Raw genomic sequence first — 17,312 nt, forward strand, 5'->3', positions numbered from 1 at the left:
CACCTGCGCTTTTCTATTTGTCTAGCTCCGGCGCTTAGGCCCTATCAAACTTCCCATTCCGTCCGTACGATAAGTCAACATCAGCTCGCTCTCGCTCGCTGTGTTTCCTTTATCTCCTACCGGAACAGTCCAGTTTGTACGGGCCTGATCGAAGCGCCTCCGCTTTTCTAATTGTCTAGCTCCGGTGGCTAGGTCCGGCTCAAACTTCACTTTTCCTCCGTACGATAAGTCAACATCAGCTCTCTAACGTTCGCTGTGTTTCCTTTATCTCCTGCGGAAAAGCTCCAGTTTGTTTGGACCTAAACGAGCCACCTCCGCTTTTCTACTTAATATGTATTTTCATTTTATTGGGTTTTTCGGTTTTGTTTTCGTTTTTCATTATGTCTCTTATTTCTGTAAGTAGAATTGCTTCTTGTGAGGGGGAAGGTGTTTGTTTCTTTTGTTGTTCTTTGTTTCTTAGTCGTTGGATGACTCTTATAACGAAAAAGATAGAAAGTGAAATGATTAGAAAATCAATTACTGTTTGGATAAATGCCCCGTATTGAATAATAGCTTGGCCAATTTGAAAGCTTTGATTAGTTAAGTTTACTCCTCCTAACACGATACCTAATAATGGCATCATAATATCACTTACTAAAGAAGAAACGATATTTCCAAATGCACTACCGATAATAACCCCTACTGCTAAATCTACAACATTACCTTTCAAAGCAAACTGTTTAAAGTCTTTAAGCATAGCTCCAACTCCTAAAGTTGTCTTACTAGTAATTTTATTAATTAAAATAATGATTATGATGAAAAAAAACGGGCTGTCTTATAAGTCTTAAAACAGTAGAGAAACGAATCTTTTTTTCTGTTTTTTTCAAGTGTTCCTTTTTTATAGATTGGCCTAAACCTATCTATACCAACTCCTTATAATGAATGTTTTGTACTTACACTTATTAGGAATTTCAGCATTGTTATAATAGTAACCAATAAAAAAGTCCTAAAAGTCAGTTTCTACTGACTTTTAGGACGGCTCAGATGAATCGGATTTAAACACATTGAAACCATTGGATTCTTCTAGTGTCGATTCCGAAATAAACCCAGCGGAACCCAGTCCAACGCCATCCAGCTACCGATCGCCTTCCGATGTAAGTTGGATAGAGCCAGAATGATTGCCCACTAGTTAATCGAATCCATGTAAAACGGAATAAACATCCACGTAAGGATCCAGGATCAACTGCCATTACACTAGGACCAGCAGCAAAGCTTGCTGGTGGAGGTGTAGCTGGTGGAGGTCCGGGGGGTGGACCAACTTGTTGACCCATTCCTGCTTGCCCAGGGGGTCCAAATCCGCTACCAGGGCCCATTCCTCCACCAGCCCCATAAGGCGGTGGTGTTGAAGGAGGGAATCCAGGGAATTGTCGATAAGGATACATAAAAAATCTCCTTTCTTAAAAAACCATAATTGAAGGAAAAAGATAAAAGGTATTGTTCTACCTTCGATACGTTTACAATATGCAAATGCCTATTAGAAGGTGCTGTTTAATCACATTAAGTTTCCTTCGTTACTAAAATTTGGGTATTTTGTACGGTCATAAACATACCCCTATAAACGAATTTATTATAGTTAAAATATTTATGGAGGTACAAAATGGCTTCAAGATTGGAACGAAAAAAGAAAAAAGGGTTTAATATAAAGTTTGTTCTTTTACTTGTAGGTATTTTTACTCTAATTCTTTTAGTTGGAATGCAGTTTCACATTAATACGAGAGATGTAAGTGCCTTACTACAACCGTTACCTCAATCAACAATCGTTTATGACCGTAATGGTGATATAGCTAGTAAGTTTTCTTCTAATCAAGTGGAAGGTGTGAACGAAAACGAAATAGCGGATGTTATGAAATTAGCGATAGTTGCCGTCGAGGACCAACGTTTCTATGAGCATGATGGTTTCGATTTAATCGGTACTTTACGTGCAGCATTAAAAAATGTAAAAGAGCGAAATGTTGTGCAAGGTGGAAGTACAATTACACAACAATTGGTGAAAAATGTGTTTCTCACCAATGAAAAAACGTTCAAACGAAAATCAGATGAATTTTTCTTAGCTAAAAAAGTAGAGCAAGAATATACGAAAAGTGAAATATTAAGTTTGTACTTAAATCAAATATACTTTGGTGAAGGTGCTTGGGGAATAAAAAAAGCGGCTCAAGTATATTTTGGGAAAGAACCGATAGACCTCTCAATAGCGGAGGCTGCTACGTTAGCAGGTTTAGTGAAAGCTCCTTCTGCGCTTTCCCCAATTAAAAATAAAGACGGGGCAATAGAGCGAAGAAATGTTGTATTACAATTAATGCATAATCAAGGCTTTATTTCAGATAGTCAATTTGAAGAAGCTAAAAACGAAAAACTTGAAATAGAAGAGAGAAAGATAGACGAATATCGAGGGAAATATGCTAGTTATATCGACCATATCGTAACAGAAGCAATGAATCTTTATGGTTTAACAGAAAATGAGTTGCTTTCTGGAGGCTATCATATTTATACAGAAATGGATCAAAGTGTGCAACAAACTCTCGAAAATCTGTATTCAGAAGTGTCTAACTTTCCGGTGACTCCAGATGGTAACGTTCCTGAGAGCGCAGGTATTCTCTTACATGCTGAAACAGCTGGAGTTTTAGGTTTAGTTGGCGGGAGAGACTATCAATTTCGACATTTGAATCGTGCGACAAGTATTAAACGTCAACCAGGTTCAATCGTTAAGCCACTGTTTGTGTATACACCAGCACTTGAAAATGGCTATGAGCCTCATCATATGTTAAACGATACGCCAATTAATATTAATGGGTATTCCCCTCAAAATCATACGAGGTCGTATCAAGGAGAAGTATCGATGTACAATGCAGTCATTCATTCATACAACATTCCGGCCGTTTCGCTTTTACATGAAATGGGGATAAAATATGGAATTGATGCAGCTAGTCGCTTTAATATTCCTATTACGGATGATGATCATCACTTAAGTAGTTTGGCATTAGGTGGATTTTCAAAAGGTGTAGCACCAATTCACATGGCAGAGGCGTACACTACATTTGCTAATAAAGGTGTTAAAACAAACGCACATGCGATATCAAAAATAGTCGATCGTAACGGAAAAACAGTAGCGACATTCGAAGGAGAAAAGAAACAAATTATCTCAGAAGAAGTGTCACAAAAAATGACGTTTATGTTAAAAGGTGCGGTCGAAGAAGGTGGAGGTAGAAATGCTTCTATCGTTGGTAGAGAAGTAGCTGGAAAGACTGGCTCAACTCAAGTGAACTTTGATGGGGTTCCAAATGCTATTCAAGATCAATGGTTTGTAGGGTATACTCCAGAAGTAGTTGGAGCGTTTTGGATTGGGTTTGATAGGACAGATGAGTCACATTACGTACCAGTTGTTGCAGGAGCGGGAAATACTGCTGCTACTCTTTTCTCCAAAACAATTTCACTTGGACTTCAAGATTTACCATCTACGAGTTTTAGTCTCGGGTCTTATTTAAAAGCACCACCAGTGAAAAAGGTGGATAATAATAAAAAAGAACAAAAAAAGCAAAAGAAAACTCCACCGGGACAAAAAAAGAAGGAAGAAAAGAAGAAAAATAAAAAGAACAAAAAGGGTAAAAAGAAAGATGATTAATAAAAGGCCTTATAACTCGTTATGGGGCCTTTTAGTTTTGTTTGTCGCAGTTTATTACACTCTTTTATTACCAAAGTAGCACACAAGAGATGCATTAAAAAACATGATAGATAAATATCTCTCAATGTAATTTTATCGTGGTAAAATGAGTATAGTATGAAAGAACGTAAGGTGAGTATATGGACTTAATAAAGTACACATTATTAATAACTGCCATCGCTGGGCAAGTTTTAGGTATTGTTTTAGTTTTTATCAGTTTAATCTGGGCAGGGGTCTTTTACGCTTTATACTTTGTTGCATTACTTGTGTTATCCATACTATTCATAATAGAACGAAAAAAAGAAAAAGAGGAAGATGATCAGAATGATTATAGTGACTACTGATTTTGTACCTGGTAAGGAAGTTAAGGAATTAAAGGGATTCGTAAGAGGAAGTACCGTTCAATCCAAACATGTTGGGAAAGATATTTTAGCTGGGTTAAAAACGATTGTTGGCGGAGAAATTAAAGCGTACTCTGAAATGATGAATGAAGCAAGGCAAAAAGCTATTGGAAGAATGGTAGAAGACGCAAAAGGAAAAGGTGCTAATGCTATCATTACAGTTCGTTTAGAAACATCAAATGTTATGGCAAATGCATCAGAAATTATTGCATATGGAACAGCTGTATACGTAGAGTAGCTAAATAATAAAAAGGTAGTAATTGGAGTAGGGATTAGCAATTAATCCGTACTCCATTTTTTATTGTCAGATAAGCACCAAATTATGCTTATACCTAAATGTGAAAGATACACTTAAACTACAAATGCTTCAAGACGGTTTCACTTTGAAATCGTTTTATGTTTTTAATAACTAGAAAAGTACAAGCTTCTTTCTTTATAAAATTTGTTTTTTCCAATGTTTGGGCGGATAGGCAAGTCACCAAAAATAACATTGGGCAATAGTATACTCGTATAGGCCGAAGGGGGTGAGAAAGTGGGTAGGCGAATAAAACATACTGAACGTGACGTGGAGGAGTTAGCAAGGCTTATGTTGGCGGAGGCGATCGGTGAAGGAGCCGAAGGGATGGACTTGGTAGGAACGGTTGTGGCCAATCGAGTCGAGGCAGACTGTGCACCGGACTTCCTAAATTTACGCAATATTAGACATGCAATCTATCAAACTATCCCAGGAACTGGAATCCCTCACTTCGAACCTGTTTTAAATGGAGCGTTGTATACACAGCGGCCCACAGAAGAAGATCTTCAAAGGGCAAGGAATTTACTTCTTGGTCATAGAAATCCTCGTGCGAGATTGAATTTATGGTTTTTTAATCCGAGTCCGGGGAAAACATACCGTGAACCTTGTACCCCCACGATGCCAAGATCCCCTATGACGCAATTCGATTTTGCGCATAAGAATCATTGCTTCTATGTCGCTGTACCGGGCTACTGCCCAGAGTTTTATAATAGATAATAAAATAAGGAGATGATTTTCTCATGACTTGTAGAAAATCAAGTTATTACCCAATGACTTATTCGCCAAGTGCTTATCCGGGTATGCAGACTAGTCCTGCACAACAACAACTAGGTGGCTTTCCGGCGGGAATGCCTTCTGGACCAGCTTATTCTGTGCCAGTAATGCCGATGGGGACAGGGCAGCTGCTAGGAACACGGGTAGTGGAAGAATCGTTTATCGAAAATATTTTGCGCTTCAATAAAGGAAAGGTTGGTACATTCTATTTTACTTACCAAGGTAACACAGAATGGAATGCAAGGGTTTACCGTGGGCGCATTGAAACGGCTGGTCGTGACCATATCATCATTAGCGATCCAGCAAGCGGCAAACGATTCCTGCTTATGATGGCAAATCTCGACTGGGTAGAATTTGACGAGCGAATTAACTATCCTCATACAGAAATTAGTCCTGAAGTAACATTGGATACAACTCAGTGATAATGCCAATTTGCTAAAAACCCGCTACCAATAAAAGCGGGTTTTTAGTTTGGTCATATTTAGAATACATAATTGAATTGTAATGGACAAGTTCGCTTTCCTGTTCCCTCTGAAGGAAAAGCGAGCACTTGCAACGACGTTTAAATGAACTGGATTTTTAGAAGGCTATTTCCGTCCTATAAAACCTAAGACCTATATTCTCTTCTCCTACAGTCTTATGTAGGTCTCTGTCTCTAGCTATATTTTTGTAAATATATTGTAAAAGTAGTAATTTTCACACTTTTTTAGGATATAATGCGAGAGGATAGAAAGTTGGGAACATAGGGGGAAAATGGAAAGATGAAATTTATTAAAATGATTGTTCAACGAAAAATTCTAGTCGGCTTGTTAACGGTGCTTGTGCTATTAATTGGCACGTATTCTTTGCAAAAGCTAGATAAAGAGTTATTTCCACCAATAGATTTTGATGGAGCATACATTGTCATTTATGCCGATGATATGCAATCCATTGAAGTGGAGCGCTCTATCACTAGTCCGCTTGAGAACAGCATTATGGCAATCGATGGTGTTGATAGCGTTAGCTCAACTTCCAATATAGGTGTGAGTAGTATTAATGTGTTTTTTGAGCGTGGCAGTGGAGATGAGGTATATAACGAACTAGAAACCATCGTAAGTAGTACTACCGCTAATATAACAGGTATTCGTGATGTGGTTACAGGTAAATATAGTACAAATCAACCGTACGATTTCTTTATGGATGTGTCTGGTGGCGACCTGGAAGAAATGACGGTTTTTGCACAAGAAATATTAGAGCCAAGATTAGAAGATTTAAAAGAAGTTTCCGATGTTTTATTAACCGGAATTCAAGAACATGAAATAATAATAGAGTTTAAACAAGAAAAATTACTTAGTGAAGGAATGGTAATTTCCGATGTAATCGGTTTTATTCAACAAAATAATAGTGAAGCAACACTTGGAACGATAAAAGAAGAACAAGATTCACCGTCTCTTCGTTGGAACACAAAGTTTGAAAATGTGGAAGATATAAGAAGTATGAAGCTTCCGTCTTTAAATGGCTTTGTAGAACTAGGAGATGTAAGTACAATTACTTTAATGCCTAAAGAAAACTCCTCTGACGTTTGGAAAAATGGAAAGAAAGATTTTATTTTTGTGCAAGTCGGAAGAGTAGCTAATGTTACTCAAATTGACATGGCGAATGCAGTTCGAGAAGAAGTAAAGAAAATTGAAGAAGAAGGATTGGTAAAAGGCTTCGACGTCAATTTTATTGTTTCTCAAGCTGATTACGTACAAGAATCAATTGATGGAGTTTCAAACAATATTTTAATAGGTGGAATACTTGCAGTTATTATTTTACTATTGTTCCTACGAAATTTACGTGCAACATTCATTGTAGGTATTTCCATTCCAACATCAATCCTATTAACATTTATTTGTATGTGGCTACTTGATTACAGCTTAAACATTTTAACACTTATAGGCTTAGGTTTAGGGATAGGGATGATGGTGGACTCGGCTATCGTCATTTTAGAATCAATATATCGTAAAAGGGAACAAGGTTTAAAAAAATTAGATGCTGTATTAGAAGGAGTAAAAGAAGTTGCAACGGCTGTTATTGCATCTATGTTAACGACGATAGTAGTGTTTTTGCCAATTGGCTTACTCGGCGGAGAGTTAGGCCAGTTTATGATCATACTGTCCGTAGTAGTTGCGGTAACATTAATTAGTTCCGTTGTCGTTTCATTTACTTTAATTCCAGCACTTGCGGAAAAATTTTTAAAGCTAAAAAAGAAAAAGGCAGTAAAAAAAGAAGGGAAACTGCTACAAACATACAGTAAACTCGTTTCTTGGACTGTAAAGAAAACGAGAAATAGTATCGCTGTTATCGGCATATTTTTTCTAATGTTCGTTGGTTCTCTTTTTTTAGTAACAAAAATACCGATGACTATTATGCCTGACGTATTTAATCGTTATGCAGAATTAGTTATTTCAATGGAATCAGGAATAACCCCTGAAGAAAAACAAACTGTAGTAGAAGAAATAAATGAAAGACTTAGTTCGATTACGGATGTGGAATCCAACTATATAATAGACGATGGAACGTATATTTTTGCAATCATTAACATGACAAAGGATAAAAACATTACAAGAGAGCAAAAGGAAGTAAATGAGGAAATCTTTCGCTCCCTTCGTGAGCTTACAGAAACTCAACCAATTGTTGGAGTGCAAAGTTCGATGGATGCAGGAGGTGCGTCACCTGTCCAAGTTAATATTAAAGGAGACGACTTTGAACAATTACAATCGTTAGCGGATAAGTTTATACAAGAGCTAGAAGCTATAGATGGAGTTGTTGGAATCTCCCATTCCGCAGAAAGAACATCTATTGAAGAAGTAATAGAGTTAAACGAGAACGCGATAGAAGAGGCAGGCCTAACGAATTTTCAAATTAGACAAATGATCGAGCAAGCTTTTCTGCATTTTCCAATCGGAGAGGTTACAGTTAATAACGAAACGCTTCCCTTAATCGTAACATGGGAGGAGCGAATAAACAGAAAAGCTGATTTATTGAACCTGGAAATTCCAACGAACGACGGAACAAGTAAACTATCTGAGTTTATTCAATTAAAAAGTGTAAACATGCCGAATGCAATTACTCATATAGATGGCGAGCGATATATTTCTATTTCTGCAGACATGGAAGGAAAAGATTTAGGATCTATTAATAGAGAAGTTCAAAATGTCATTCAAAAATTTGAAACACCTGTTGGATATACGGTTGCGGCAGCTGGTGATTTAGAACAGCAGCAGGAATTAATGGTAGAAATGATGATGATCTTAGGGTTAGCAATTTTCTTAGTGTATTTAGTGATGGCTGTGCAGTTTAATCATTTAATCCAACCTATTATTGTCATGTCAATCATACCGATGACGATAGTTGGAGTAATTTTAGGCTTAGTTCTAACCCAAAGAGAGCTAAGTATCATGTCAGCGATGGGTATCATTATGTTAATTGGAATTGTATTGAATAATGCAATCTTATTAATCGACCGGACTAACCAACTTCGTAATCAAGGTGAGGAAATTGAAAATGCCTTAATAGAAGCCGGGAAAAACCGTATTCGACCAATCTTTATGACAACATTAACGACAGCTGGTGGAATGTTACCTTTAGCGTTAGCTTCAGGAACATCAGGTAACTACCAAGCACCAATGGCAACCGTTATCATATCAGGCCTACTATTTGCAACCTTTATCACACTCCTACTCATCCCAGCCGTTTGCAAACTATTCTCTACTGTCGGGAAAGTAGGAAAGAAAATGTTTAAGAAAAAAAACCGAAGTAATAAAGATGAAAGCAGCGAAATAAATATTTAATATTGCAAAAGTAAACCTATTGAAAAACTGCACCAAGGCCGATGGATCTTATAAGGTTCGCCTTTCACACAAGTTTAGAACCGTGAGTGTAACGGAGCGGAAGGTGCGAGACTCCAGCGGGATGTAGAGGGAAGGTCGAGACCCCACAGGCGAAGCCGAGGAGGCTCGACTCCCTCCCCGCGGAAAGCGAGTACCTGCAGCGAAGAGGAACGGTCTGACTTAAAACGCTAACCTATTTTCGATATAGATATAGAAAAAACCTTTTGACATTTTAAAATAAACTGATATGATAATTATCAGAAAACACCTTAAAAATTTAATAATTAAGACCACTAGGGGTGCCTTTACAAGGCTGAGATTAGAGTGTGACTCTAAGACTCTTAGAACCTGATCTGGTTAACACCAGCGTAGGGAAGTGGACGGTTGTATTTTCATGCATGAATTATTTCCACGCATGAACTACATATCATTATGTTTAATCAACCACCTTCTTTGCGCACATGCGAAGAAGGTGGTTTTTTATTTTTTCGGAAAAAATAGTAGGGCCCACTATTTAATTCCGAAGCAACAAAATGTATCTAGGAGGATGATTAGGATGAAATTTTCACAAATAATTAGAAAAGAAGCAGATCATATATGGGAGGCAAGCTTTCAACATCCATTTGTTACAGGAATTGCTGATGGAACACTTTCCTTGGAAAGCTTTAAATATTACGTAATGCAAGATGCATATTATTTAAGTCACTTTGCAAAAGTTCAAGCATACGGAGGGGGGAAAGCATTTGACCTTCAAACAACTGCTAGACTTGCTGCACACGCACAAGGAACGTATGAAGCTGAACTGTCACTACATGAAAATTTTTCAAAACGTCTAGGAATTTCGGAAGAAGAACATAAAAACTTCCAACCAGCACCAACTGCTTACGCATACACATCCCATATGTACCGTGCAGTTTTAACTGGTGGATTAGGAGAAGTAATCGCAGCGTTATTACCGTGTTACTGGTTATACTATGAAATTGGTGAAAGGTTACAAGGTTCAACTCCTGAAGAACCAATCTATCAAGAATGGATTGCCGCCTACGGAGGGGACTGGTTCCGTCAATTAGTAGAAGAGCAAATTGATAGATTAGATGAATTAGCGGAAAAGGCAACAGAGGGAGAAAAAGAAAGAATGAAAGAGTATTTCCTGTTGAGTAGCCAATATGAATATTCGTTTTGGCAAATGGCTTACACATTAGAACGTTGGCCAGTTCAAGCGAAAGTAAAGCAGTAGGAGATTACGAGAATGAAAAAAAATTTAAAGCTAACAGATATATTAGTAACGATATTAATTTCCATCGTTTTTGGGATTGTATATAAAATTTGGGGTCCAGTGAGTGGGGTTATGAGCTCATTTGGACTACATATTGATGAGTTAGTATACGGTATGTGGTTCATTGCTGCTGCTGTTGCGTATTTAATTATTCGAAAAGCCGGTGTTGCATTTTTAGCAGAAGTGGCAGCGGCATCTGGTGAACTATTAATGGGGTCAGAATACGGTGTAATCGTACTAGTATACGGAATCGTACAAGGATTATTTGCAGAAGCAGTGTTTGCCTCCTTTCGCTATAAACGATTTGATCTATTAGTCGTTTCTCTTGCTGGAGCTAGTTCAGCGGTAGGGTCACTTTTATTAGATTTGTTCCGAGGATATTTATTAGATTTAGTATGGTGGAGTGTGACATTAAAAGTATTTTTCCGCATTGTAGGCGGCATTTTCTTCACCGGCTTTGTTGCGTATGCATTAGTGAAAGCATTAGAAAAAACAGGGGTAACGAAACTATTAAGACCAGCTAGTAAAGAAGATTATGAGTCTTTGAGTAAATAGCAAAAAGAGGGATTTTGAAACGTTTAAATTAAAGCGCATTAAAAGGAGAGAGTCATGACACAAATTAAAGTGGAAAATTTACGTCTAAAATATGCAGGGGATGAAATGCTTTTCCACGATGTCTCTTTTTCTTGTAAACACGGCGAGAAAATTTTGTTCCTCGGTCCTTCAGGGTGTGGGAAATCAACCCTATTACAGGTTATTTCTGGGTTAATACCGACTGTAATGGAAGTACCGATGCGTGCGGATAACATAATAACACCGGAGTCTTGGGGCTATGTGTTCCAAGACCCGGATTCTCAGTTTTGCATGCCTTATGTAGACGAGGAACTTGCATTTGTACTTGAAAATTTAGCGGTACCGAGAGAAAAAATGGACTGTAAAATAAATTACTTACTTAACGAAGTAGGCTTAGAGCTTCCACACCCCCACACGAAAATAAATGAACTGTCTGGTGGAATGAAACAAAGGCTAGCGATTGCTTCTGTGTTAGCAATGGAACCAGATGTTTTATTTTTAGATGAACCAACGGCGCTATTAGACCCAGAAGGAACAAAGGAAGTGTGGGACACAATTAAACGGGTAGGAGAAGAAAAGACAGTCATTATTGTCGAGCATAAATTAAACTATCTGTTAGATTGGGTAGAGCGTGTAGTCGTTTTTGACGATAAAGGAACAATCATAGCGGACGGAGCTACTTTAGAAGTTTTCTCGCAATACAAGGAAAAGTTAAAAGAATATGGCATTTGGTATCCCGGAGTTTGGGAGGAAGTGATTGATCCAACTAATTTAAACCAAAATCCAGAAAAGGGAGAATCGATTATATCTCTACACGATTTTCAGGGTTTTAGAGGAAAAGAGTGTAAAATTTCAGTGGAGGATGTTACGTTCCATAAAGGTCAATGGACAACGATTATCGGAAAAAATGGCGCAGGAAAAAGTACCCTATTAGAGGCGATTCGAAAGCTTTTAAAAACGAATGGTGAGCTTCATTATTTCGGTGAAAATTACGAAGAAGAAGTGACGTTTGTTTTTCAAAACCCTGAATTTCAATTTGTTACGCATTCCGTTGAAGAGGAAATCGGATATACGCTATTGCGAAAAGGTGTATCGGAAGTAGAGAGAAATAATAAAGTAGAAAAACTGCTCGACAATTTTCATTTAACACATGTACGAACAAAACACCCTTTCGAGCTTTCAACTGGACAAAAAAGACGGCTAAGTGTGGCATCAGCGGTTGTACATCGTCCGAGTGTACTCCTTTTAGATGAACCTACATTCGGCCAGGATAGTCGAAATACTTTTTCGATGCTTGAATGGTTACAACAGCTCAAAGAAGAGGGGGTATGTGTTGTGATGGTTACACATGATGAGCATATTGTTGAGCATTTTGCAGATAAAGTGTTAGTAGTGGAGAGTGGAGAAGTAGTAGAAGTAATAGAGAAAGAGAGGTCCGTACACGATGCAATGGTCATTACAAGTTAACGAAACGTGGTTGCATCGAGTGAATCCGAGTTTCAAGTTAATAGCAATTGTCCTCCTCTTTGTAGCAGTCCTCTTCATACATAACATAAATGTATTAGTGAATATGACACTATTTATGTTATTGCTCTATATAACGTCAACGGGACATAGTTGGAAGGTAAAGGTCGTTCTTCTCCTACCATTTACCATTCTATTTTTCTCTTCTGCTGTGACGATGATTTTGTTCGGTAAAGGTGATACAACATGGTTTCAATTAGGAATTGTTCACATAAGTGAAGAAAGCTTTTATCGAGGAGTTCATATTGGATTAAGAGCATTAGTGTTTGCGTTTTTAGGTTTACTATTCGCGCTAACAACGAAGCCGGTTCTTTTATTTTATTCTCTTATGCAGCAATGGAAGCTACCGCCAAAGTATGCTTACAGTTTTCTCGCGTCTATTCGGCTCCTGCCAATTATGGTAGAAGAATTTTTTACTTTACAAAAAGCGTTAAAAGTTAGAGGGATTAAACAGGAAAAAGGTATGAAAGCTATCATACAAAAGGTCACTTTATATAGTATACCTTTATTATCACAAAGCATCAGAAGGGCGCATCGAATCGCAGTGGCGATGGAAGCAAAAAAATTTTCACAACAAAAAAATCGCACCTATTATTATCAAGTAAAGTACTCAAAAAATGACGTAATATTTACAACAGTTTTATTAATGGTATTACTTATCTCTTTTGTTTCAGCTACCTTTTTCCCTTACTTTTCGATAACGGATGTTAGATATTAAGTTCACTTTTATTTTAAAAAATTGGTTAGTATGCTATACTTTATTTACACAATTTAATAAGAACTTTTCACTAGGGGAGTCGAAATGACTGAGATGGAATAAATTGTTTCCAGACCCTTCGAACCTGATCTGGTTAATACCAGCGTAGGGAAGTGGGTAAATATATTGTATAGAAATATACTATTCATTCATACAAACCACTCTTTACGCTTAGGCGAAAAGAGTGGTTTTTTGTTTAGTATTATGCTAGTAAGGATTTGTTCTATGACGTCTTTTAGTAAAGATTGTAGTACTAATATTTAAAACAGAGAGTGGATCGGAGCGGAGGGAACTTGACTCCCTCCCCGCGGAAAGCAAGTTCACGCAGCGAAGAGGAACGGACTATCTCTAAAGGCTCCATAGTTTACAGGTAGATTTTAAGGTAAGTGTCAACGCTATATGCATTACAAAGGAGATTATCAATCTATGAAGCTACATGTTATTACAGATGGAAAGAAAACGAACGAAGAGTTAACAAACATTTTAAGAAGTATCCATCCATATGTAGACAGAATACATATTCGCGAAAAAGAAAAAACGGCAAGAGAGCTAGCACAATTACTGGAACAAATATTAAAAAGTGGAGTTCCTGCAAACAAATTAATCGTAAATGATCGAGTTGATGTTGCACAAGCATTTTCGGTGCGTGGTGTTCAGCTTGCGTTTCATAGTTTAGACGTACAGTTAGTAAAGCAATCTTTTCCTAGGTTAGAAATTGGATGCTCTGTCCATTCGATAGAAGAAGCAGCATATGCAGAAAAAAACGGTGCGGACTTTTTACTATACGGCCATATTTTTACTACATCCTCAAAACTTGGGCAGCAACCACGTGGGATAGATAATCTTAAAGAAATGACTGAGAAAAGTTCTGTTCCAATTATCGGTATTGGTGGAATTACACCAAAGAATTTAAAACAAGTAGCTTCCACCGGAGCCTCCGGTGTTGCAGTGATGAGTGGAATAATGGAGAGCAAAAACCCAGTATTGATGGCAAAAAGGTTTCAAGAAAGTCATAGCAGCTATGTGGAAGGAGGAGAGAAATGAATAACAATTGGGACGCAATCGTTGTTGGTGGTGGAGTGATCGGAAATGCAGCAGCCTACTATTTACAAAAGTCAGGGAGAAACGTCCTTCTTTTAGAAAAAGGAACCGTTGGCCTAGGAGCGTCAAAAGCGGCAGCAGGGATGCTAGGTGCTCAAGTAGAGTTGACGGAAGTTGGACCAATGTTTGAACTAGCAAGGGAAAGTAGAAAAATGTTTCCTAGATTACAAGAAGAGTTAAAAGAGATGTGTGGTATCGATATCGAGCTTGTTAGAGAAGGCATGCTGAAAGTCGCAAAAACAGATGAGGAAAAAGTTCATTTACAATCTGTAATTGAAGCACAACGTTCATTCGGAGAGAATACAAAATGGCTCGACCGTGAGGAAACACTACAAATGGAATCATCATTAAGTGATAGTATCATCGGAGCTATGGACATACCGAATGATGGGCATGTTAACCCTATACAACTTACACAGGCATTTAGCAAAAGTGCGGTCGCCCTCGGTGCAACCGTTAAAGAGTTCGTAGAAGTATATTCGTTCACCGAGTTGAGCGGAAAAATAACAGGTGTTCATACGAATATAGGTGATTTTTATGGGGAAAACATCGTTGTTGCAAATGGAGCTTGGAGTGCCCGTTTATTGAAGGAAGCGAATATAAACCTACCAACCTATCCGGTAAAAGGTGAGTGTATGTCTGTCATTACAGAACGCCCTCTCATTAAAAGTACCATCTTTTCACAACGGTGTTACGTAGTCCCGAAAAGTGGAAACCGTTTAATTATTGGTGCAACTTCTATTCCTAATAGTTTTTCGGAGCATGTTTCAGTTGAGGGAATCTCTTCCTTGATGCAAGCGTCCATAGACATTTTGCCTGATATTCAACGAGCTCAGTTTGAAAGGGCGTGGGCTGGAATACGACCGCAAACGATAGATGAGTTACCGTTTCTTGGAGTGCACCCAACAATAGAAAACGTATTTATCTGCACAGGTCATTATCGGAACGGTATTTTACTATCCCCAATTAGTGGAAAGCTTATTGCGGATATGATGGATGGTCGTACACTACCTTCCTATTTACAGGCGTTTACGTTTGAACGATTGAAAGGAGTGATAACAACATGAAAGTAACGATAAATGGTGAACTAATAGAGTTACCTAATGATATTAGAACAGTAGAAGATTTGCTAGCACATTTTCACCTTGATCAAAAGGTAGTCATTGTAGAAAAGAACCGAGATATTTTACAAAAAGAATCGCATCCATCAGTTACGTTAGCAGAAGGCGATCAATTAGAATTAGTACATTTTGTAGGAGGCGGATGAACATGTTAAAAATTGGACCATATGAATTTGAATCACGTTTATTATTAGGAACTGGTAAATACCCGAGCTTTGAAGTACAAAAAGAAGCGGTTGCGGTATCCGAATCAGAAATTTTAACGTTTGCGGTACGTCGCATGAACATCTTTGAACCGAGTCAACCAAACTTTTTAGAAAAACTAGACTTAGAGAAATATACGTTACTTCCAAATACTGCTGGGGCAAAAACAGCGGAAGAAGCAGTGCGCATTGCAAAATTAGCAAAAGCGTCTGGATTATGTGACATGATTAAAGTAGAAGTAATTGGCTGCTGGAAAACGTTACTACCAGATCCTGTTGAAACGTTAAAAGCAACAGAAGAGCTTTTAAAAGAAGGGTTTATCGTTTTACCGTACACTTCAGATGATGTTGTACTTGCTCGCAAACTAGAAGAATTAGGTTCACACGCAATAATGCCTGGAGCTTCTCCAATTGGATCTGGTCAAGGAATTATCAATCCGCTCAACTTAAGCTTTATTATCGAGCAATCAAACGTTCCAGTTATTGTGGATGCGGGAGTTGGCTCACCAGCTGATGCTGCTCAGGCGATGGAGTTAGGAGCAGATGGAGTTTTATTAAACACCGCTGTTTCGGCTGCAAAAGACCCAGTGAAAATGGCAAAAGCAATGAAACTAGCAATTGAAGCAGGAAGGTTAGGTTTTGAGGCTGGGCGTATGGAGAAAAAACGTTATGCCACTGCTAGTAGCCCAACTGAAGGAATGAGTGTTAGCTAATGGAACGCTATTCTAGACAGATACTATTTAAACCAATTGGGGTAAATGGACAAAAGCAATTAACGGAACAGCATGTCCTCATAGTGGGAGCAGGTGCACTCGGTACAGGTATTGCCGAGGCACTTTCTCGAGCTGGGGTCGGGAAAATGACGATTATCGATCGAGATTACGTAGAATGGAGTAATTTACAGCGCCAACAACTATACGGGGAATTAGATGCTGAACATAAAATTCCTAAAGCAGTTGCTGCTAAAACGAGACTACTAGAAATTAACTCATCTACTGAAATAGAAGCAATCGTCGGAGATGCTACACCAGATTTACTAGAACCGTTAATAGATGGTGTTTCTTTACTTTTAGATGCAACAGATAATTTTGATATTCGTTTTATTATTAATGACCTATCTCAAAAATATAATATACCTTGGATTTATGGTGCCTGTGTCGGTAGTTATGGGATTTCCTATACGATTCTTCCAGGAGAAACACCTTGTTTACAATGTTTATTAAAGTCCGTTCCGTTAGGTGGTGCTACTTGTGATACGGTGGGAGTTATTTCTCCAGCAGTACAAATGGTTGTTGCCCACCAAGTAGCGGAAGCGTTAAAAATATTAACTGGTAATCAAAAAAGTTTAAGGAAAAAGTTAGTTTCGTTCGACCTTTGGGAAAATCGCTATTCTTCCATCGACGTAAATAGTATGAAAGATTCTTCTTGTCTATCATGTGGGGAAAGTCGGAGCTTTCCATACTTGTCTTACGAAAATCAAACGAAAACAGCGGTGCTTTGTGGAAGAGACTCTGTACAAATTAGACCGAACACGAACCAAGAAAGAAATCTTGAAGAAATAGAATCGGTATTTGCGGACCAAGGGTTAAAAGTGGATCGAAATCCTTTTCTCTTATCAGTAGAAATTGGTAGTCAACGTCTCGTTTTATTTAAAGATGGGCGAGCGATTGTCCACGGGACAAAAGACATAACGGAAGCAAAAAATATTTATTATCGATATGTAGGGTAGGTGGCTG

At 38.1% G+C, this 17,312-nt stretch carries 17 protein-coding genes and 2 riboswitches; of the genes, 15 read left to right on the plus strand and 2 right to left on the minus strand.

The genetic code is table 11. From position 1 onward, the window contains the following. Positions 1-322 precede the first annotated feature (322 nt). The gene (gene mscL / locus BC6307_RS03630; RefSeq protein WP_066417227.1) at positions 323-736 is read right to left on the minus strand and encodes a large-conductance mechanosensitive channel protein MscL; all 414 of its coding nucleotides are present in this window, start codon (positions 734-736) and stop codon (positions 323-325) included. A 298-nt stretch (positions 737-1,034) separates the two neighbouring features. Further along, a complete protein-coding gene (locus BC6307_RS03635) occupies positions 1,035-1,421 on the minus strand; it encodes a hypothetical protein (RefSeq protein WP_066417224.1) in 387 nt (128 codons plus the stop codon). A gap of 215 nt (positions 1,422-1,636) precedes the next feature. On the opposite strand from BC6307_RS03635, the gene BC6307_RS03640 reads away from it, so the two are divergent. The 15 genes from BC6307_RS03640 (at position 1,637) to BC6307_RS03710 (ending at position 17,305) form a co-directional block, all read left to right on the plus strand. After that, positions 1,637-3,658, plus strand: a complete 2,022-nt coding sequence (locus BC6307_RS03640; protein WP_066417220.1) for a transglycosylase domain-containing protein — start codon at positions 1,637-1,639, stop codon at positions 3,656-3,658. 179 nt (positions 3,659-3,837) lie between these two features. After that, a complete protein-coding gene (locus BC6307_RS03645; RefSeq protein WP_066417218.1) occupies positions 3,838-4,041 on the plus strand; it encodes a hypothetical protein in 204 nt (67 codons plus the stop codon). Then, entirely contained in the window at positions 4,022-4,336 is a 315-nt protein-coding gene (locus tag BC6307_RS03650; RefSeq protein ID WP_066417216.1) for a YbjQ family protein, read from the plus strand. The genes BC6307_RS03645 and BC6307_RS03650 overlap by 20 nt, the downstream gene beginning before the upstream one ends. 348 nt (positions 4,337-4,684) lie before the next feature. Next, positions 4,685-5,110: a cell wall hydrolase gene (locus BC6307_RS03655; protein WP_268874277.1), complete on the plus strand. Its 426-nt coding sequence runs from the start codon at positions 4,685-4,687 to the stop codon at positions 5,108-5,110. A gap of 83 nt (positions 5,111-5,193) precedes the next feature. Continuing rightward, complete coding sequence (gene gerQ, locus BC6307_RS03660; RefSeq protein WP_235858154.1) at positions 5,194-5,589, plus strand: spore coat protein GerQ; 396 nt, start codon at positions 5,194-5,196, stop codon at positions 5,587-5,589. Positions 5,590-5,928: 339 nt separating this feature from the next. Further along, entirely contained in the window at positions 5,929-8,982 is a 3,054-nt protein-coding gene (locus tag BC6307_RS03665; protein WP_066417203.1) for an efflux RND transporter permease subunit, read from the plus strand. A gap of 324 nt (positions 8,983-9,306) precedes the next feature. Then, positions 9,307-9,413, plus strand: a riboswitch (TPP riboswitch). 164 nt (positions 9,414-9,577) lie between these two features. Continuing rightward, the gene (tenA, locus tag BC6307_RS03670; RefSeq protein ID WP_066417202.1) at positions 9,578-10,258 is read left to right on the plus strand and encodes a thiaminase II; all 681 of its coding nucleotides are present in this window, start codon (positions 9,578-9,580) and stop codon (positions 10,256-10,258) included. Positions 10,259-10,270: 12 nt separating this feature from the next. After that, complete coding sequence (locus BC6307_RS03675; protein ID WP_066417200.1) at positions 10,271-10,852, plus strand: ECF transporter S component; 582 nt, start codon at positions 10,271-10,273, stop codon at positions 10,850-10,852. A 54-nt stretch (positions 10,853-10,906) separates the two neighbouring features. Continuing rightward, positions 10,907-12,337 carry an ABC transporter ATP-binding protein gene (locus BC6307_RS03680; RefSeq protein ID WP_066417197.1) on the plus strand — a complete coding sequence of 477 codons (1,431 nt, stop codon included), beginning with the start codon at positions 10,907-10,909 and terminating at the stop codon, positions 12,335-12,337. Then, the gene (locus BC6307_RS03685) at positions 12,315-13,112 is read left to right on the plus strand and encodes an energy-coupling factor transporter transmembrane component T family protein (RefSeq protein ID WP_066417195.1); all 798 of its coding nucleotides are present in this window, start codon (positions 12,315-12,317) and stop codon (positions 13,110-13,112) included. Before BC6307_RS03680 ends, BC6307_RS03685 begins: the two co-directional genes overlap by 23 nt. A 62-nt stretch (positions 13,113-13,174) precedes the next feature. Beyond that, a riboswitch (TPP riboswitch) is annotated at positions 13,175-13,280 on the plus strand. A gap of 297 nt (positions 13,281-13,577) precedes the next feature. Then, positions 13,578-14,195, plus strand: coding sequence for a thiazole tautomerase TenI (gene tenI / locus BC6307_RS03690; RefSeq protein WP_066417192.1), 618 nt, complete (start codon positions 13,578-13,580; stop codon positions 14,193-14,195). After that, entirely contained in the window at positions 14,192-15,319 is a 1,128-nt protein-coding gene (thiO, locus tag BC6307_RS03695; protein ID WP_066417190.1) for a glycine oxidase ThiO, read from the plus strand. The genes tenI and thiO overlap by 4 nt, the downstream gene beginning before the upstream one ends. Next, the gene (gene thiS / locus BC6307_RS03700) at positions 15,316-15,519 is read left to right on the plus strand and encodes a sulfur carrier protein ThiS (RefSeq protein WP_066417187.1); all 204 of its coding nucleotides are present in this window, start codon (positions 15,316-15,318) and stop codon (positions 15,517-15,519) included. The genes thiO and thiS overlap by 4 nt, the downstream gene beginning before the upstream one ends. 2 nt (positions 15,520-15,521) lie before the next feature. Further along, a complete protein-coding gene (locus BC6307_RS03705; protein WP_066417184.1) occupies positions 15,522-16,289 on the plus strand; it encodes a thiazole synthase in 768 nt (255 codons plus the stop codon). Beyond that, positions 16,289-17,305, plus strand: a complete 1,017-nt coding sequence (locus BC6307_RS03710; protein WP_066417181.1) for a thiazole biosynthesis adenylyltransferase ThiF — start codon at positions 16,289-16,291, stop codon at positions 17,303-17,305. The genes BC6307_RS03705 and BC6307_RS03710 overlap by 1 nt, the downstream gene beginning before the upstream one ends. Positions 17,306-17,312: the final 7 nt, after the last annotated feature.

The organism is Sutcliffiella cohnii (assembly GCF_002250055.1).
GTDB classification, from domain to species: Bacteria; Bacillota; Bacilli; order Bacillales; family Bacillaceae_I; genus Sutcliffiella; species Sutcliffiella cohnii.